The following is a 19141-nucleotide window of genomic DNA, read 5'->3' as shown; positions in this document are numbered from 1 at the left end:
CGACTTGGCCTGACGCCAGCACCGTCGCAAACAAAAAACCCCACACTCCGAAAAATGTGGGGTTCGTCAGCAATCTGGAGAGGCCGTAGCCTCTCGATCGGGTTCCGCCTCGATGCCAGTCCCCCCGGATGGCGCATGGCGCCGCTGGACATCGGTACCCGGAAGCGCGGCACCGCGCGCTTCACGCGCGACGCAGGGCTCACAGGCGGCGTGGCGAACTAGCTCGGCAGCAAGCGAGCGCACCGGCGCGCCGCTGCCCGTCGCCTTTCACTAGCGGCGCTCAGGCGCCTTTATTCATCATCTTGTCGGCATCAGGAGGCGCGTGGTTCTTCTTCTTCTTTGCCGGCTTCTTCGTCGTCTTGCCGGAGCTTGACGCCGCTGGCTTGTCGCCGGCCGCGGGCGCGGCAGGCGCCGACGCCTGGGCATAAGCACCCGCACCAAACATGGCCAGCGTCAACATCACGATCCACTTCTTCATTTCAGCCTCCTGGTCAGCCGTAAAGAGAAGCCTGCCTGCGGCCCTTGGTGGCGCTAGGCACCTGCGCTTCGTGACTACCAAAACGAAGCAGGGAACGAATGGGTTGACGTGTCAGTTCGCCTATCGACACTGCAACGCAGCATCCAGCCTGGCCACACGTGCCGGCACAGGCATCAAGGACACAAGCGGCTGAGCAGTTCGCCGGGAACAGTGCCTGCACTGGCAGGCTGCGGCATTCCGGTGTGAGGGGCGCTGATGGTGTAAAGCGACTCGCCGCGCGCATAGCGCTTGGCGTAGAGCGTCTGCTCCACCACCGCATACATGGACGTGGCGCAATTGAACACCATGCGCTTGAGCGAGGAACGGATCGGCTCGCCGCTGGTGGTGCGGATCACCCCGGCCGGCGCGTTGCGCATGACGGCGACACCCACCTCGGGACCACGGCGGCGCACCGAAGTCTTGTCGAAGTAAGAGATCACCCCGTTGGCGCCCGCCAGGGGCAGCCAGCGCTGCGGGTCTGGCGCCGAAGAATCGGGCGCGGCCTGCACGGCGCAACCTTCGCGCGGCGTGGAACGGAAGGCAGCCCCCCCGCTGGGAGCCTGGCATTCAATCAAACCCGCCGTGGCGGCGGGGCGAACCGTGGCAGCAGGCTCGGCATACGCGGCAAGACAGACACTGCTGCCAACCAGCACGGCGACAGCGTGGAAAAAGGCGCGCAAGGACATGGACGGACCCTCGTGTAGACCAAAAGACAACGCGCATTGTCGCACACCATGCTGCGCAATCTGCTCAACGTGTACGCTGGCGCCCGTCCTGTCGCGCGCACCGGTCAAGGCCACCGGCTACCGGGACAGCGCCTCGAGTGCATGGCGTGAAGCCTCATCGGCCGGGAAAAAACACTCGATGCGCATCTCCTGCAGCGTGACGTCCTGCGGAATGCCCAGCGTGGTCAGCGTCGAGAACAGTGAGGCGCGAAAACCATCGGCAGCCAGCGCCACAGGTAGCATTGGAGGCGGCGTGCGCTCGGCAGCGTCGTCGTCGAACAGCGGAACGCCGGCCGGCCCTACCATATCGGGATGCCAGTCCGCGATGCGGTTGAAGATCTCCCGCGCGGTCTGGTCCTGCGCCTGCGTCTGCAACTCCTGCCACACACGCCGCAGCAGGTAGCGCCCGACCTGGCGCGCGTTGTCGATGACCGGCCACAATCCGTCCGGATCGAAGACGGTCAGCATCAGGTTGATGCGCCCGCCGCCCTCCTCCAGCTTGGACGGTGCGCGCCCACCCAGCAGCACGCCAATCATGTTGCGGTATGCCTGATTGGCATCGAGCATGTTCCAGAATCGGTCCAGCACCACCGCGGGATAAGGCTCTTGCTTGGACAGGATCAGCGCCACGGCCTGCTGCACCATCTGCAGCGCGGGTGCGGCCAGGCCGTGCTCGGTGTAGGCCGGTGCGAAGCCACCAGCAAGGAGCAGGCGGTTGCGCTGGCGCAGCGGCACGCCAAGGCGGTCCGCCAGCGACAGCACCATCTCCCGGCTGGGCCGGGCGCGGCCGGATTCAAGGAAACTGATATGCCGCTGCGATACCCCGGCGGCCAGCGACAGCGCAAGCTGGCTATAGCCGCGCCTGCCGCGCCAGTAACGCAGCAGGCCGGGGAAATCGAGAGCGGTTTCGGAGCTGGGGGTCAGGGTATCCATGGCGGCATTACAGCATGGTGAAGGCCGTCTGGCGATTACCTCCATGGTAATCGCCAGGCCTGCACCCATGCTGCAATGCGACACCAACCTTGGCTGAAATGCGGTCGTGGACGCCGGGCACGCTGCCCCCTATGCCACCCGCCCGCGTGTTTCGCTCAGCGCAGCACCCAACCCGTATTTCCGGATCTTCTGGTACAGGGTGCTCTTCGCGATGCCGAGCCGCGAAGCGGTCCTGGTCAGGTTGCCGCCGCTGTACGCCAGGGCTTTGCGGATGGATTCCGATTCGGCCATCTCCAATGAGCAAACCGTCTCGGGCACACTGCCGGCAATGTCCTTTGGCCGGCCTGCCCCGCCCGGCATGCCCACCTCGCTGATTTCGAGCGGCAGCTTGTCCAGGGTGATCACGCCGCCCTCGGCCATCAGCAAGGCGCCCTCGAGCGCGTTGCGCAACTCGCGGACATTGCCCGGCCAGTCGTAGGCAAGCAGGCATCGGTAAGCATCATCGTCGAACGAGGCCACCGGCAGCCCATAGCGCTCGCATAGCCGGCCCAGCCAGTGCGTGACCAGGGCCGGGATGTCGTCCTTGCGCTCGCGCAAGGGGGGTATGGCGATATTGGTCACGGCGATGCGGTAGAACAGGTCCATGCGGAATTTCCCCGCGGCCACGTCGTCACGCAGGTTCCGGTGGGTGGCGGCAACCAGGCGAAAACTGACCTTGCGCGGCGTGTTCTCGCCCAGCCGGTAGATCTCTCCCTCTTCCAGCACACGCAGCAGGTGCGGCTGTATGTCGAGCGGCATTTCGCCAATCTCGTCGAGAAACAGCGTCCCCCGGTTGGCGGCCTCGATCTTGCCGGCCGCGCCCGATCGGCGCGCGCCGGTAAACGCTCCCTCGGCATAGCCAAAGAGCTCGCTCGCGAGCAGGTCCCGTGACAGCCCCCCGCAATTGAGCGCCACGAACGGGCCGTCCGCGCAGGCGCTGGCCTGGTGAATTCCCTGCGCGAACAATTCCTTGCCAACGCCGGTTTCGCCCAGCAGCAGCACCGGCACCCTGGACGGCGCCAGGTGCTGCGCCTTCTCCACAGCCGAGCGCAAGGCCGCGCCGTTGCCAACGATACTGGAAAACGCCGGCGCCGCGCCCAGCCGCGCGGCAGGTGCATCGGCAGCACCCGATGCAGGACGATGCGGCGCGGCTGGGATCACCACCACGAAACCCAGCATGTCGCCGCGATCGCGGATCGCTTCGAAGCGGGTCAGGCGAAGCCATTCGGGCAGCGGCCCGGATCCGGCGCGCGCCCCGCGGGCGTCCAGGCCGGGAATGGAAAACGCGCTGTTCAAAATGGTGCTCACGCCCAGCCGCGCCAGCGCGGAAGGCGCCTGCGGATTGGCCTTGACCAGGCGTCCGCCTTCGTCAAGGACGAGCACCCCATCGCTGCGCACCGATGCAAAATGGCTCATGCAGCGGTCCAGCAGCCGCAGGCGGCGCTCCATGGCCAGCTTGGCCAGCCGGCTCTCGATCCGGCCGGCCAGCGATACGGTCAGCGCCAAGCTATGCCTGCTATAGGTCTGCGCCAGGCCTGACACGTCGATCACACCCAGCACGCCGCCGTCCAGCGGATCACGGATGACGGTGGCCGAGCAGGTCCAGCGCTTGATACCGGCGCAAAAATGCTCGGCACCATGGATTTGCACGGGTTGTTGCAAGGCCAGCGCGGTCCCGATGGCATTGGTCCCGCAGTTGAGCTCCGTCCAGTCGCAGCCCGGAATCAGGCCGACTTCACCGGCGGGCTCGACGATATGCATATCGCCCTCCTGCTGGAGGATCATCCCGTCAGGATCGGCCAGCAGCATGATGGTGCCCGTCTGCGAGAGAAACTCGCGGGTCTGCTGTATTAGTGGCAGGCTGGCGCTGACCAGGCGATCATTCTTCTCCCGCCGGACTCTCAGGCCGGCTTCGTCCAGCGGCGGCGGCGCGGCCCCGGCGCCAGGATCAACCTGGCCCACCAGGCACCGCCGCCAGGAATCATCGACCACGCAGCGCAGTTCGCCAGCGCTCGCCTCACCGCCATCGATCAGGTGCTCCCAGGCGGACATGATGCTGGCGTCGTGGTCGGGATGGGAAAACCAGTCCATCGGTGTACCGGCTTCTTGCATTCCGTGTCTCCTTGCGGGGGCCCGCCCGATGCGGGCTCGGATGGCCGGTTATCCGGCTCGATCTCCTGTCTTGCGTGCTTCGCGGGACTGGCGCCCGCTCTTTGCATCCTACTCCCGACGGCACCGCCAAAGCCAGCCGGGGCTTGCCTACCCGCAAGTTCCAGGCCACGCGCCATGCGCCCGCCGCGCGGCCCGCCCGGCCGCACGGGTGCCCGAGCGCCCGTCACCGACCGGCCGGAAACGAAACGGCCGTCCGAAAATCGAACGGCCGAAAGGCCACCGCCAGGAGGGATGCACCATCCATCCCTTGGCCCGGAAGTGCAGAAGCAATTACCTCGATGTCGAGATCGGTATCAGTCCGCGCGTTCCGGCAGAGGCAGCTTCACCCAGTCCGTATAGAACGCTTCGATATCCGGCTCGAAGTCGTGGATCACCGGATACCACGGCGTGGGGGCTTCCACGTCGTGCATGGTTCCGCACTTGGGGCAGTAGTATTCGCGGTACACCTGCCATTGCGTGTCCGGTGCCATCAGGTGCGGATAGACCTCGGCCATGGCTTCATCCGTGTCGCGCACGTAGACGTTGGCATGGAGCTTCCAGTTCTCCCGGTAGTCGCAGAAGACATGGCCGCAATCGCATTGCGTGACCCACTTTTTGGTCTTGGCCTGCTGCACGATAAACATGTGCGGGCTCAGCGGCAGCACGATGCGATCATCCCAATCGAGCTTTTTCTGCAGCGCTTGCACGTATAGCTGAAAGCGCGCGGCATCCTTGGGCATCGATAGCATGCGCAAGGTGGTGTCCCAGTCGAGCTTGCCGTCGACCAGGTTCTTGACCTGTTCACTGGTGTAAGTGGACATCTTGAATCCTCTCTGGCGTATTGACTAATGTGTGCATTGGTTGGTGCCGGCCGGGCCTCACTCTTCGACCAGCACCACCGTGTTGACGTCGGGCATCTTGGACAGGTCCATGCGGTACTTCGAGCCATAGGTCGGCACGTCCAGCTCGTCCTCGGTCAAGGTCCACGAGTCCGGCAAGCCCCAGAACGTGCGAAACTGCTGCTCGAACTTGTTCGACAGGCCAAAGCTGGTGGCAAACATGTGCCGCACCTGGATCGAGGCATGTTTGACCAGAATCCGCTCGCGCTCGCCCTTCATCCATTCCTGGACAGGCTGCGAGCGCGCCAGGCGCTGGTTGCGGATCTCGATGCGCAGCAACGCGGTCGCCTTGGCATCCACCGTCCATATCCCATTGCCGTCCTTGGTCGCGACCGCGCCATATACCTTCTGCGCATATTCCGGCAGCAGCAAGGCGTTGTTCAGGTCCCGCTCGATGGCCTCGACCTCGCGGTCGAGCGGGTCGCCAAAGCCCGGGCCGCCACGCAGGTAGTTCAGGTACAGGTCGTAGTTGTCGTAGCAGTCCTCGGTCGTCATGCACTGCTGGTCGCGCTTGACGACCGCGCCGGCGTTGAGGTGGTTCTCGTAGTCCGGCAGGTCCGGATTGGCATCGCCACCCAGCGGCAGGCTGTCGCCGCCGGCGATGCGCTCCTTCAGGCCGGTCTTGTGGGCTTCGAAGCGGTAGCCGGTGGCGGCGGGATAGCCGCCCATCAGGCCCCAGTCGCTGTTCATGTAGCCGTTGCCCATGAAAAACATGGTCCAGTCCTGCGCTTTCCACACCATGCGCAGCGTCTCGAAGCCGCAGCCGCCCCGGTATTTGCCATAGCCGCCGGAATTGGCCTTGGCGTTGCGCCCCAGGTAAAGCAGGGGCTCGGCCATTTCCCATATCTCGATATCGCCCATATCGCCTTCCGGGTTCCAGATCGCCGCGGCATGGTTGAGACCGTCCTTGATGGCGCTGGCGCCGGTGCCGCACGACGAAGCCTCGAAGCTGTTGACCGCGTGGATCTCGCCCTCCTGGTTGATGCCGCCGCCCTGCAGCCAGTTGGAGGTGTTGGCGTTGCCGGCATTGACCTCTTCCAGGTAGCCGCGGCTGAAGTAGGCCTGCGACAAGCCGCGCCACATCGCACTCCAGCCCGAGACCAGGAAGTGCCAGGCGTAGGCATGGCCGGTGCGGCGATCGTCCGGATTCATCCAGGTGCCCTTGGGCAGATGGAATTCCGTGCCGAAGTAGGCACCATCGTTAATGCGCTGCGTGGGCACCAGCGTTTGCGTCATCATCACCCAGATACCGCTGGTAAAGGCCACGTGGTGCGCATTGTAGGAATGCCAGCCCCAGCGGCTCGCACCTTCGAAATCCAGGCGCCACGAACCATCCTTGCGGATTTCCATTTCCACCGGCGAATGCATGATCGAATCGAGCTTGGCGAAGGCCGAAGAGGTCTGCACGTCCGGGTGGTTGTACGGCACGTCCACAAACGCCACCTTGCGGTACTTGCCCGGCAGCGTCATCGCCTTGATGCGCGTCTGCAGGCCGCGGCGCCCTTCCTCGATCACCTCGTAGGAGAACTCTTCGTAGGCTTCCAGCCCTTCGTCCTCGATCACTTCCTCGATCAGGTCGCGGATCATGTGGCAGCCGGCGATGCGGGTTCGCTCGTCGAGAATCCAGTACTTGGGCGTACGTACCGAGCGCTGGCTTTCATGCAGCCAGTCGCGCAGCGGGGTGTCGTTCACCCCGGTCTTGCGGCAGGTGATCATGTAGCCGTCGCCAAAGCGCTGCACCTGCCCGGTGGACATCGATCCGGGCGTCACCGCGCCGGTGTCGATCACGTGGGTCACGCCGCCCACCCAGCCCACCAGCTTGCCATGCGCAAAAATCGGCACGATGGTGGCGATATCGCAGGGATGGACATTGCCGATCGCGCAATCATTGTTGGTAAACATGTCCCCGGGGTGGATGCCGGGATTGGTCTCCCAGTCGTTCTCGATCATGTACTTGATCGCGGCCCCCATCGTGCCGACGTGGATGATGATCCCGGTTGAGGTCAATACGCAATCGCCTGCGGCGTTGTAGAGCGTGAAGCACAGTTCGCCCTCCTGCTCGACGATCGGGCTGGCGGCGATCTTCTTGGCGGTTTCACGCGCGTGCACCAGGCCGCCGCGCAGCTTGGAGAAGAGCTTTTCGTAGCGGATCGGGTCCCGCTCGCGAAATGCGAGGCGCGTGAGCCCGTTGTAATGGCCGGTCTCGGCGGTGCGTTCGAGGATGGCGTCGCGGAACTGCTTGAGCGTCTCGCCGGTCTTGAGCAGGTCGGCGAGCCCGACTTCCTTGCTGGACATCATGTTCATGGCGTGTCTCCTTACTTCACTTCTTTAAGGTGGAAGAGGTGATGCTTGTCGAGCGTGGTGGCAAAGCCCTCGGGCACGACGAAGGTGGTGGCGTCCGACTCGATGATGGCGGGCCCGGTGATGGTGTTGCCGGGCTGCAGCGCTTCCATCTTCCACAGCACCGCGTCGTGCCACTGCTTCTGGCGATACAGCGGACGCGTTCCCAGCCGTGCTTGCGCGGGCGGCTTCGGCCCGCCTTCCGGGTCTTCCGGCAGCACCGGCTTCTGGGTAACCACCATGCCGCGCATGATGGCGCCAGTAACGGAGAAACCCAGCTCGGGCGAGCGCGCCGAACTGGCGTACACGCGGCCGTAGGTTTCCTCGAAGGCATCGACGATCTGGTCCCAATCGCCCGCCGTGGCGGCATTGACGATCGGGGAGCTGATTTCCAGGTCGTTAAGCTGGCCCATGTATTGCATGCGGTAGCCCGGCCGCAGGATCACGTCTTCGGCCTTGAAACCGTTGATCTTGAACTCCTCGATCACTTTGGCGGCCAGGTCCGACCACGCCTTCTGGATGGTCTGGGCCGCCCGGGCCTTGTCCTCCTGCGCAGCGTCCTGCGGCAGCGCCAGGTCGACGCTCTTGTCATAGCGGTACTCGAAGTCCGCGCAAGCACAGCCAAACGCCGAGAAGCCCGCCGCCCAAGCCGGCACGATCACATCCTTGAAGCCAAGCCCTTCGGTGTAGCCATAGGTATGGACAGGCCCGGCACCGCCGTAGGAGAAGCAGACGAACTCGGTCGGGTTATAGCCCTTGGCGCTCACGTTAGAACGCAGGTACTCGCGCAATTGCAGGTCAAGCAGTTCGATCACGCCGGCCGCGGCGTCCTCTACCGACAGACCCAGCGGATCCGCGATCTGTGCCTTGATATGCTGGCGCGCCCGCTCCACATCCAGCCGTATCGCGCCGCCAAGGAAGTTGTCAGGATTGAGGTAGCCCAGCACCACATGGCAATCCGAGACCGACACCGTGTCCAGCCCGCTTTCCGGCCAGCAGGTACCGACCCGGTAGCCCGCGCTGTCCGGGCCGAGCTTGATGGCGCCGCTATAGGGGTCTAGCCGCACGAAGCTGCCGGCGCCGGCGCCCACCGAGTCCATCGTCACCAGCGGCAAGGACAGCACCAGCCGCGCCATGTCGGGATCGGCGGCGATGGCGAAGTTGCCCTTGGTGATGAGCGCCATGTCGAACGAGGTGCCGCCGATGTCGGAACAGGCGATATTGTCGTAGCCCAGGGTCTCGCCCAGCAGCTTGGAGCCGATCACGCCGCCGATCGGCCCGGAGACGATGGTGCGCGCCAGTTCCTTGGCCTTCCAACTGATGGTGCCACCGTGGGTGGCCATCACCCGCAGGTCGAACTTGGCGCCGTGCTTCCTGAAACGGTCGCTGACCTTTTTCAGCGTCTGCCGCGAGGGCTCGGCCGCGTATGCCTCCAGCACCGTGGTGTTCATCCGGTGGCTTTCCTTGCGCTGCGGGTAATAGTCCACCGAGGCGAACACCGGGATATCGGCACCGAGCTTTTTGAGCTCGTCACGCGTGATATCTCGCGCCTGCTGCTCGCTGGTGCCGTTCTTGTGCGATTGCAGGAAGCAGATCACGACGGCCTTGGACCCGGCCGCCACCAACTCGCGCGTCGCCTGACGCACTTCATTTTCGCGCAGCGGGATCACGATTTCTCCCTGCACGTCGGTGCGTTCGGTCACGCCGCGGGTACGCGACAGGGGCACCAGCGGTTCGTCGTAGCGGTGCGTGTTGAGATGGATGCGCTCCTCCAGCGCGTAGCCCAGGTAGCTCTGGATGGCCCGCCCCATCGAATGGACGTGCTCGAAGCCTTTGTTGACCATCAGGCCCACGTCCAGCCCCTTGCGCTGCACAACGCGGTTGAGCATCGCGGTGCCCGAGTACACGCAGGTCAGCAGTTCGGGGTACACGTCGTCGACCCCGCGCTGCCAGTGCGCAAGCGCGTCCTCCGAGGAGTTGAAGATGGCCAGGGATTCGTCTTCCGGGTTGCTTTGCGCCTTGCCGACGACGAACCGCCCGTCGCCGCGCACAAAGAAGGTGTCGGTCATCGTGCCGCCGGCATCGATGCCCATCACCTGGACTTGTGATTGCACTTCCATACTTGTCTCCTTGCTTTGTCAGCGTTCACGGCGGCTGCCAGGCAGCGCCGTTGCCAAACTCACCGCATGGCACGGTGGTTCGGTGGCAGTAACGCAACGGCTGTGCCAACTGCTGGAGACAAGTATTTTTTGTTTTATATCAATGAGATAGCGAATAACCTCGAGCAAAAGGCTGGAGCGGGAAGCGACTTGTAGCGTCTCGAACGTCGTGTTTTCGAACGGGGGCACCGTTCGGTTTTCACGCTGCGCCCGGGTGACGGCTCGGTCAGCGCAAAGTGCCGCAAGGGGGAATGGGCACGGCAATCCAGGCAAGCCCGCAGCGGCCCTGACACACAGCAATGTTATGCTTTGGGCCTCGATAACTCCTGCGCGCACAGGGCGCGCACCCTGATGGAAATTGCCATATTACTGGCGCTGATCCTGATCAACGGCCTGTTCGCGATGTCCGAAATCGCCTTGATGACAGCCCGCAAGGCCCGCCTGCAGCGGCGCATCGAAGAAGGCGACCGCGGCGCGATCGAAGCGATCAAGCTGGGCGAGGATCCCACCCGATTTCTGTCTACCGTCCAGATCGGCATTACCTCCATTGGCGTGCTGAACGGCGTCGTTGGCGAATCCACCCTGGCGCAGCCGCTCGGCGCCTGGCTCCAGGGCTTTGGCATGCAGGCCTCGACCGCCGGCTGGGTGGCCACCACCATTGTGGTGGCCGGCCTGACCTATTTCTCCATTGTGCTGGGTGAACTGGTACCCAAGCGCCTTGGCCAGATGGCCCCCGAAACCATCGCGCGCCTGGTCTCGCGCCCGATTTCCTTCCTGGCGCTGGCCTCCACCCCGTTCGTCAAGCTGCTATCCAGCTCAACCCGGCTGGTGCTGCGCATGCTTGGCGTGAAAAGCGGCCGCGGCCCGGCGGTGACCGAAGAGGAGATCCATGCCCTCCTGGTGGAAGGCTCGGAAGCCGGCGTCATCGAGCAGCACGAGCACACCATGGTGCGTAATGTGTTCCGCCTGGATGACCGCCAGCTCACCTCGCTGATGGTGCCGCGCGGCGATGTGGTCTGCCTGGACGTGGAAGTCCCGCTGGAAGAAAACCTGCGCCGCATCGAGGAGTCCGATCACTCGCGCTTCCCGGTGGTGCGCGGCGGCATGCACGACATGCTGGGCGTGGTGAGCGCCCGCCAGTTGCTGGCGCGCCGCCTGCGCGGCGAGCCTACCGACCTCGCCGCCGTGGCCCAGGCTCCGGTGTTCGTGCCAGAAAGCGTGACCGGCATGGAACTGCTGGAGAATTTCCGCGTTTCCGGCGGCCAGATCGCCTTTGTCATCGACGAATACGGCGAGGTGCTAGGCCTGGTGACGCTGCAGGACCTGATCGAGGCCATCACCGGCGAATTCAAGCAGGATGGCGTCGGCGAGGAATGGGCCGTGCAGCGCGAGGACGGTTCCTGGCTGCTCGATGGCCTCATTCCCATCCCCGAGCTGAAAGACCGCATTGGCCTGCGCCAGGTGCCGGAAGAGGACAAGGAGCGTTACCACACGCTGTCCGGCATGTTGCTGCTGTTGTTGGGCCGCCTTCCGCAGACCACCGACACCGTGCGCTGGGGCGACTGGAAGTTCGAGATCGTGGACATGGACGGCAAGCGCATCGACAAGGTACTGGCGTCGCGCGTGCTGCCCGACGACGGCGCCGACGCCGAGACCACCGGCTGACCCCATACCCGCCTGGCGCCGAAACTTGATCTCCGTCAAGCCCCGGCGAATCCGCACTATCCCTGTGTCCGCCACGCTTCGGGCCGCGCCTGCTCTACCGTATGATCGTCACTGTGCCGTGCCATCCCTGACGCCGGCTTGAGGGCCAGATCCCCGAGCCGGCGCGCCGATGGCGCGCCGGTTGCCGCGGCCAAGGCTTTGTGAGGCCGCGCTCATGCCACCGTGCGGCGAAATCATGCTGCCCACAGGGACCCCCAATGCATCCAGACGCAGACGATGCCGTCCGCTCGCCGGAGGTGGACCCTCATGAAAAATGCGACTTCGTGGCTGCCTTGATGGCGCGGCGGCAGATGCCGCCGGCCACGCAGCAGCGCTTCGCGGTGCTGGTGATCCACCTCGATCGCTTTACCTACGCTAGCGAAACGCTTGGCGCGGAGCTATCGGCGCGGCTACGCGCGCAGGTGGCGGCGCGCATAGCCGCGCTGGCCCAGACGGCCGAAGTGAACTGGCTAGGCCAGGCGGACATCGGTGCGGTTGTGCCGCTGGCCCCGCTGCTACAGCTGGCGGCAGACCCGCTGGAAGCAGCGACGCGCCTGGCACGTGCCGTGGCCGCTGGCCTGGCGCGGCCGTTCGTGCAGAACGGGTTCGAGCTGTTCCTGTCCAGCAGCATTGGCGTGGCGCTGGATGAACCCGACAAGCCAGCGGAGCGCAGCCTCCATGAGGCCTATGACGCGATGCTGCGCGTACGCAAACGCGGAGGCGACGGCGTTGCCGGCGGCGGCATTACCACCCCTGCATCACTTTCCACACCGCTCCTGGCCGCCCTGCCTTTTGCCATGGCGCGCGGGCAGATCGCGCTGAACCTGCAGGCAAGGGCATCGCTGGCCACGGGTTGCGTGACTGGCTACACGGCCCGTCTGCGCTGGCAGAGCCCTGAGTTGGGGCGTGTCGCGCCGCAAGACTTCCTGCCCGCGCTGGAATCTCTTGGCATGATGGGCGAGGTGGCACGCTGGCTGATGGAAAACGCCTTGCCCCTGCTGGATTGCCCGGGCGTTGCCGACCCGGTGGAACTGTCGTTGCTGGTTTCCAGCGCCCAGTTGCATGGCACCCCGCTGATCGACACCTTGTTGCGCACCCTGGCGGCACGCAAGCTCGACCCGGCGAGGATCTGCCTCGAGATTCCCGGCGACGCGTTGCTGGCCGGCGACCACGTTGCCGCGGCCAAGCTCGCCACGTTGCGCGGCGCGGGCCTGCGGTTTGCCCTGAGCGACTTTGCCGACGCGCCCGGCGGCGCGTCAACGCTGGAGCGCCTGCAACCCGATTTACTGACGTTCAACGCGCGCTGCATCGGCAGCAGCGAGCAGCCAGGGCAGCCGGGCCAGGCCGGCGCCGCCGCCCGGCTGCACGCCGCCTGCGAGCAGGCATGGCGCCTTGGCCTGCCAGTCTGTGCCAAGGGCGTCGAAACACGGCACCAACTGGCCGAAGTACGACGTTGGGGCTGCTGCGCCATACAGGGATACTTGCTGGCGCAGCCCTTCCCGGCTCACTGGCTGGCGCAGACACATGCTGCAATCTGCGCACGCGCGCGTGAATTGCTGACCTAGGGCGCAGTGCTTGCCCGCGCCGCGTCACAATCTTGGCACGATCGGTTACAAAATGGCACGCATCGTGCTTCAATAGAGCACCGCGACAACGGTAAAATTGCGGCGAATTCAATGACCGAAAGGAGTCTGGCGTGAAAAAAGGATGGATCTTCTGCGTTCTGTTTGCCACCCTGCTGGCTGGCTGCAACACCATGGCCGGCCTGGGCCAGGATATACAGAAGGGTGGCCAAAAGCTTGAAGGCGCAGCCGATCGCAGCAAGTAAGATGCGCTGACGGCACCGGAGCGCCAGGCATGGCGCTCCGCGGCATCACAACAACTGCTCAGGCGTGAACGGCGCGAGTACGTCGATCCACAAGCGCTTCTGCCAACTTGTATCCGGCTCGGTATCGAACACCACCGCCTTGTCCCCCTTGCCATCCACCCACTGCACCGCGCCCTGATCGGACAAGCGCAGCAGGTAGCTGTTATCGTCGATCGCCCCCGCGAACAACTGCGCGACTTGCTGCGCGAGCTTGGCGCTATGGATGATCAGGCCTGTTTCCGTATTCTGGCTGGCCGAGCGTGGATCGAAGTTCATCGATCCCACGAACAGGTTGGTCCGGTCGGCGACGGCCGCCTTCACATGCAGGCTAGCCTGCGAAGACATGTAATCCCCGATCAGTTTCTGCGGCCGGCCGGGGCGCGACTTGAGCTCATGCAGTTCCACTCCCGCGCGCAGCAGGTCGGGCCGATAGCGCCGGTATCCCACATGGACGAGGGGCGCATCGGTGGCGGCCAGTGAGTTGGTCAGTACCCGCACCTTGACGCCGCGCTTGACCAGGTCCGCCATCCACGCGACGCCGCGGTCGCCCGGGATGAAATAGGGGGAAATCAGGATGATCTCCTGGCTCGCCCCGCTCAGCATGCGGCCCAGTTCCTCGCTCATGGTCTCGCCGGCGGCTGGCGCCTGGTCCGGCGCGGCTTTGCTGGGCGCGTCGACCATCACGCTTGCCGAAGCCCATTCGAGAGCCAGCTTGCCGCCAGCCGTGAACTGGCGCCCCAGGAAGCTCTCCCGCGCATCGATCTTGCCGGGAGGCGTCATGCCCAGTGCTTCGATGCGCTTGCTATCCGTCTGCGTGCCCACGAGGGCCTGCTCGGGCCGCGCCGCCCTAGTGCCGGAGGCGGAGGCCGCGTCCGCCGCCTCCGCAGGGGTTGCCAGGACTTCCACCGGCACGGCCAGCGGATTGTTCCAGTATCGGTCGAATGCGGCAGACAACCGCCGTACCGCGGGGCCGGCAGCGATCACGTCAAGGTCGACGAAGTTTGTGTCGGGAGCGCGCAGGAAATAGGCGTTGCCGAGATTGCGGCCCCCTGTCATGGCCAGCGCGTTGTCGGCGATAAAGGCCTTGTTGTGCATGCGGCGGTTGAGCCGGCGGACATCGGTGGCGGACGAGAGCATCCGCGTCAGCTTGGAGAATCGCCCCGCAGGAAACGGGTTGAACATGCGTACTTCGATATTGCGATGGCCCGCGAAGCGCAGGAAGGCGCGATCCTTGCCGTCGCTATGCAGGTCGTCCACCAGCACGCGCACGCGCACGCCCCGCTCGGCCGCTGCCCGCACGTGCCGAAGGATCTCGCGGGACGATTCGTCGGCCTCGATGAGGTAGTACTGGAGATCCAGGGTGCGGGTGGCATGGTCGGCCAGCGAAATCAGCGTACCGTAGGCTTCTTCGCCAGAGGCGATCACATGAAAGCCGGACAGCGCCTGATCGGGCGAACTCTGCGCAGCCAGCCGCCCGAGGGCGGTGGTCGCCGGATCTGCCAGCGCTGCGCTCTGCTCGCGCGGTGCTTCCTTGGGCAGGCTGGCGCAACCCTCGGCAAACAAGACGCAAGCGCAAATCAACACGCGGCCAAGCCGCTGGGCCAGCATCGCGCCGCGGCGCCGGGAAGCTGCCATGCCACCCGGGGCCGGACCCGCCAGTTGCACAGCCATGCTGCCTCCAGCAGTCGGGATATGCCAAGCTTATAACCTGGCGCGGCGGCCCGCTATCCGCCTTTGTCCGACGCCTTGGGGGCTTCAGGCGGACTTGCGCAGCGCGGCAGCCTCCTGCGCCAGTGTGCGCACCCGCGCCCAGTCGCCCTTGGCCACCGCATCCTTGGGCACCACCCAGGATCCGCCCACGCAAACCACATTGGGCAGCGCGAGATACGTTGGCGCGCGAGCAAGGTCAATGCCGCCCGTCGGGCAGAAGCGCAGTTGCGCGAACGGCCCGTAAAGCGACTTGAGCATCGGCACGCCGCCCGACGCTTCCGCCGGAAAGAACTTCAGGAACTTGAAACCGGCTTCCATCGCGGCCATCGCCTCGCTGGCGGTGGCTACGCCAGGCAACAGCGCCACGCCCGCACCCTGCGCGGCCACGGCCAGCGCCGGCGTAAGCCCGGGTGAAACCGCGAACTGCGCGCCGGCGTCGCTCACGGCCTTCAGGTCGGCCGCCGTCAACACCGTGCCCGCGCCTACGCAGGCTTGCGGGAAAGCTGCCGCCACCGCCTTGATGGCGTCCAGCGCCACCGGCGTGCGCAGCGTGATCTCCAGCACCGGCAGGCCGCCGCCGATCAAGGCTTCGGACACATGCAGGGCTTCGTCCACGGAGGAGAATTCGAGCACCGGGATCACCGGCACGTTAACGAGGCGTTCGATCAGCGAGGGAGATTGAGTTTGCATGGCAGTGGATCTTCGGTCAGGTCGGACGATTGAGCTTGGAGCTTGGAGCTTGAGGGCTTGAGGGCTTGAGAATCAGGCGATCACGGAAACCGACTGCGCCATTCGCGCCAGCACGGTTTCGGTGGATGGGATAGGCGCCACGGCGCCATAGCCGGTGGTGGACAGCGCGGCCGCCACATTGGCGTAGCGCGCGGCGTCGAACGGATCGTCGCCGGCGGCTAGGCGCGCGACAAAGCTGCCGCCGAAGCAATCGCCGGCCCCGGTAGCATCCACCGGGCGCACCGCGTACGGCGGCACCAGCGTGCGCGCCTCGGGCGTGGCCACGTACGCGCCCTCCTCGCCCAGCTTGAGCGCGACCAGCCCGATGCCGCAGCCCAGCAGGTAGTCGACGATGGCGTCGCGGTCATCGAGGCCCGTCAGCACGGTGATGTCGTCCCAGCTCGGCAGGCACACATCGGTCAGCGCGAAGGCCTCGCGCATGATGCCGCGCGCGCGCGCCAGGGTCCACAGGCGCAGGCGCAGGTTGGTGTCGAGCGTGACCTGGCAACCGGCCTTGCGCGCATGCTCCATTGCCGCCAGTCCGGCATCGCAGGCACTGGTGCTGATGGCCAGGCTGATGCCTGACACATGCAGGTAGCGCGCTTCGGCAATGGCGTGGTGCGGCAGGTTCTCGTGGCTGTAGTGGCTGGCCGCCGAGCCGCTGCGCAAGTAGTCGAAACGGTGCCCGTGCGCGTCGTGGGTGACGAAGTACACGCCCGTGGGCGAGCCCGCGTCGATGCGCACGTGGCGGGTATCCACCCGCTCCTGCGTCCACAGCGCCAGCAGCCGCTCGCCGAAGGTGTCCTCGCCCACCGCGCTGATATAGCCGGCGCGGGCGCCCTGGCGCGCCGCGGCGATGCAGAAATTGGAAGTGTCGCCGCCAAAGCCCTGCAGGTAGCGTGCGGGATCGTCGGGCTGCTGGTTGAACTCAACCAGCGCTTCGCCGAAGGCGAGAATGTCGATGCTCATGGTGCAAGCGTCCCCTGTTGTCGCTGTCGTTGCTGTTGTTGCTATCGTTACCGTTATGGCTGTCTTTGCTGCTGCGTGCGGCCGTTCAGAAGTACGTCTGCACAAGATCGATCACGCGCAGGTCGCCGTCGAGCACCGGAATGTGGCGCCACTTGTCGAAGGTAAGACAGGGATGGGAAATATCAAAGGCCACCATGTCTCCAACCTGGACATCGTCGCCGGGACGGATCGCCAGATAGGCGTGCTGGTCCATCATGCCCGTCACCTCCCAATGCGCGGGCACCGCCACCGGCGCGCTTGCACCGGGCCGGTAGACCTGCGCCGGGATCGGCATGCCCGCATCGAAGGCGGCGTCGCGCTTGCCCATGCCGATGATGGCGCGCTCCGGCTCGGGAATCGACTGCACATAGGCCCACAACTGCAAGGCCGGCAACAGGCCCTCGCGCATCTTCTGCGCGACCGGGTTGCTGGCCAGAATCCGTTTTTGCGCGGCGCGGTAGATGCCCACGTCGTGCGTGAGGTAGCAGCCCGGGCGCAGCACGATGTCGATCGGCGCGCCGATATCGGTGCGGGCGAACTCCTCCGCCACCACGTCGTACCAGGCCGAGCCCGCGCCGGACATCACCACCGGGCTGCGGCCGAAGCGGCCGGCCGCGAACAGCTCGCGCGTCACCGCCACGGTGCGCCGCAGGAAGTCGCGGATATCGGCCTCTTCCTGGAGCACGCCCTCGTAGATTTCCACACCGGCCAGCGACAGAACGCCGGGCCAGCGCGCCAGCGCCGCCAGCACCGCTTCTTGCTGCTGCGCACCGCGCACGCCAGTGCGCCCGCCTGGCACGCCCAGTTCCAGCAGTACCTGCAGCTTCTGGCCGCGTGCGCTGAAGTACGTGCCCAGCTGGTCCACCAGCGCCGCCGAATCCACCAGCGTAAAGAACTCGAAATCCGGATCGCGCAGCAGGTCGGCCACGATTTCCATGTTGCGCCGGCCCACCAGCTGGTTGGCCATCAAGACGCGCCGCACGCCGTGCGCGTACGCGGCGGCAGTCTGGTGCGCGGTGGCCAGCGTGATGCCCCAGGCGCCGGCGGCCAGCTGGCGCGCGAACAGCTTGGGCGCCATGGTGGTCTTGCCATGCGGCGCCAACTGCACACCATACTCACCCATGAAGCGGCGCATCCATTCCAGGTTATGCGCAAGGCGCTCTTCATACAGCACAGCGGCTGGCAGGCTGAGGTCTTCCGCCAGCAATTGCCAGCCCACCTGGCCGGCTGCATCGGGCGCCAGCGGGGCATCGAGCTTGCCCAGCGCCTTGTTGAGCGGATCGATCGTGCCGGCTTGGTACTTTATTTCACGCATGCTGTCATCATCCTGCAAAATTCCGATTGACGTAATGATAGCCTTGAAATTACGATATTTCACCCTTGTTATAAAGTAACATTCAAAGCTGGCTCCGAGGCGACATTGCGCACCCGGGACGGCTCGCCCCCACCATTGACCCCCCAACCATGTCCGCGCCCTTCGACATCCTGACCCGCATCGCCGAGCGTGGCCCCACGTTGCGCCTGGCCGAGCAGAAGGTCGCCCAGGTGATCCTGCAGGACCTGGCGGGCGCCGCCGCCACCAGCATCAACGAACTGGCGCGGCAGGCCGGGGTGAGCGAAGCCAGCGTGACCCGTTTTGCCAAGGCCATCGGCTGCCGCGACGTGCGCGACCTCAAGTTGCGCCTGGCGCAAGCCACGGCCGTGGGCCAGCGTTTCCTGCAGGCGGAGGTCGCCCGCGCGGCGGAGCCGTCCCCTGCCACGCTGGCCGACAGCATTCATGCGGATATCCTGGACTCTCTTGAGGTCAATCGCAAGCTGATCGATCCCGACCATATGGAGCGTGCGGCGCGCCTGTTGCTGGAGGCGCGCATGGTCTACGCTTTTGGCATGGGTGGCGGCTCGTCCTTCATGGCCGACGAAGCGCGTTACCGGCTGGCCCGCCTGGGCCGTCCGGTTGCCAGCTACCAGGACGCGCTGCTGCAGAAGATGGTGGCAGCCACCTTGCACAAGGACGATGTCGTGCTTGCGTTCTCTGCCACGGGCAACGTGCCCGAGATGCTGGCCAGTTGCGATATCGCCCGCGAATACGGCGCGAAACTGGTGGCCGTGACCGCGCTGGGCTCACCGCTGGCGGCGCGCGCGGACGTGCTGCTGCCGGTGCGCACGCTGGAAACGGATTTTATTTTCAAGCCCTCGGCCTCGCGCTACGCGATGCTGCTGGTCATGGACGTGCTAGCGACCCAGCTCGCCCTGCTGCAGCAAGACCAGAGCCAGGACAACCTGCGCCGGCTCAAGTACGTGCTCGACGCGCACCGCGGCACTGGCGCCACCGATAGCCGCCAGCCGCTCGGAGACTGACC

At 65.5% G+C, this 19141-nt stretch carries 15 protein-coding genes; 4 read left to right on the top strand and 11 right to left on the bottom strand.

What is annotated here, in order from left to right; all coding sequences use genetic code 11:
- Window positions 1–280: 280 nt before the first annotated feature.
- The 7 genes from AC07XB_RS27920 to AC07XB_RS27890 all read right to left on the bottom strand — a co-directional run bounded on the left by AC07XB_RS27920 (window position 281) and on the right by AC07XB_RS27890 (window position 9724).
- Complete coding sequence (locus AC07XB_RS27920) at window positions 281–478, bottom strand: hypothetical protein (protein WP_150985486.1); 198 nt, start codon at window positions 476–478, stop codon at window positions 281–283.
- Window positions 479–651: 173 nt separating this feature from the next.
- The gene (locus tag AC07XB_RS27915; RefSeq protein WP_492831550.1) at window positions 652–1203 is read right to left on the bottom strand and encodes a surface-adhesin E family protein; all 552 of its coding nucleotides are present in this window, start codon (window positions 1201–1203) and stop codon (window positions 652–654) included.
- 117 nt (window positions 1204–1320) lie between these two features.
- Complete coding sequence (locus AC07XB_RS27910) at window positions 1321–2175, bottom strand: helix-turn-helix domain-containing protein (RefSeq protein WP_492807308.1); 855 nt, start codon at window positions 2173–2175, stop codon at window positions 1321–1323.
- Window positions 2176–2304: 129 nt separating this feature from the next.
- Window positions 2305–4326, bottom strand: a complete 2022-nt coding sequence (locus AC07XB_RS27905; protein ID WP_492831549.1) for a sigma-54-dependent Fis family transcriptional regulator — start codon at window positions 4324–4326, stop codon at window positions 2305–2307.
- Window positions 4327–4679: 353 nt separating this feature from the next.
- A complete protein-coding gene (locus tag AC07XB_RS27900) occupies window positions 4680–5186 on the bottom strand; it encodes an acetone carboxylase subunit gamma (protein ID WP_174427127.1) in 507 nt (168 codons plus the stop codon).
- 57 nt (window positions 5187–5243) lie between these two features.
- Window positions 5244–7568 (bottom strand): hydantoinase B/oxoprolinase family protein, encoded by a 2325-nt coding sequence (locus AC07XB_RS27895; RefSeq protein WP_253930835.1) that lies wholly within the window; start codon window positions 7566–7568, stop codon window positions 5244–5246.
- An 11-nt stretch (window positions 7569–7579) separates the two neighbouring features.
- The gene (locus tag AC07XB_RS27890; protein WP_492807303.1) at window positions 7580–9724 is read right to left on the bottom strand and encodes a hydantoinase/oxoprolinase family protein; all 2145 of its coding nucleotides are present in this window, start codon (window positions 9722–9724) and stop codon (window positions 7580–7582) included.
- 390 nt (window positions 9725–10114) lie between these two features.
- On the opposite strand from AC07XB_RS27890, the gene AC07XB_RS27885 reads away from it, so the two are divergent.
- From AC07XB_RS27885 to AC07XB_RS27875, 3 genes are all read left to right on the top strand, one after another.
- Complete coding sequence (locus AC07XB_RS27885; protein ID WP_492370838.1) at window positions 10115–11428, top strand: hemolysin family protein; 1314 nt, start codon at window positions 10115–10117, stop codon at window positions 11426–11428.
- Window positions 11429–11685: 257 nt separating this feature from the next.
- Entirely contained in the window at window positions 11686–13032 is a 1347-nt protein-coding gene (locus AC07XB_RS27880) for a GGDEF domain-containing protein (protein WP_492370839.1), read from the top strand.
- 131 nt (window positions 13033–13163) lie between these two features.
- Window positions 13164–13295, top strand: coding sequence for an entericidin A/B family lipoprotein (locus tag AC07XB_RS27875; RefSeq protein WP_006163387.1), 132 nt, complete (start codon window positions 13164–13166; stop codon window positions 13293–13295).
- 45 nt (window positions 13296–13340) lie between these two features.
- Here AC07XB_RS27875 and AC07XB_RS27870 read toward each other — a convergent pair whose 3' ends face one another.
- From AC07XB_RS27870 to AC07XB_RS27855, 4 genes are all read right to left on the bottom strand, one after another.
- The gene (locus AC07XB_RS27870; RefSeq protein WP_492370840.1) at window positions 13341–15005 is read right to left on the bottom strand and encodes a phospholipase D family protein; all 1665 of its coding nucleotides are present in this window, start codon (window positions 15003–15005) and stop codon (window positions 13341–13343) included.
- Window positions 15006–15089: 84 nt separating this feature from the next.
- The gene (gene eda, locus AC07XB_RS27865; protein WP_492370841.1) at window positions 15090–15734 is read right to left on the bottom strand and encodes a bifunctional 4-hydroxy-2-oxoglutarate aldolase/2-dehydro-3-deoxy-phosphogluconate aldolase; all 645 of its coding nucleotides are present in this window, start codon (window positions 15732–15734) and stop codon (window positions 15090–15092) included.
- Window positions 15735–15806: 72 nt separating this feature from the next.
- A complete protein-coding gene (locus AC07XB_RS27860) occupies window positions 15807–16742 on the bottom strand; it encodes a sugar kinase (RefSeq protein ID WP_492807298.1) in 936 nt (311 codons plus the stop codon).
- 85 nt (window positions 16743–16827) lie between these two features.
- On the bottom strand, window positions 16828–18096 hold the full coding sequence (locus tag AC07XB_RS27855; RefSeq protein ID WP_492831548.1) for an amino acid deaminase: 1269 nt from the start codon (window positions 18094–18096) through the stop codon (window positions 16828–16830).
- A 149-nt stretch (window positions 18097–18245) separates the two neighbouring features.
- Between AC07XB_RS27855 and AC07XB_RS27850 the strand changes: the two genes are divergently transcribed.
- Window positions 18246–19139 carry a MurR/RpiR family transcriptional regulator gene (locus AC07XB_RS27850; RefSeq protein WP_150985497.1) on the top strand — a complete coding sequence of 298 codons (894 nt, stop codon included), beginning with the start codon at window positions 18246–18248 and terminating at the stop codon, window positions 19137–19139.
- Window positions 19140–19141: the final 2 nt, after the last annotated feature.

The organism is Cupriavidus sp. GW821-FHT02F09 (assembly GCF_059421605.1).
The sequence above is the reverse complement of the archived record's forward strand: the minus strand, read 5'-3'. Positions and strand labels throughout refer to the sequence as shown.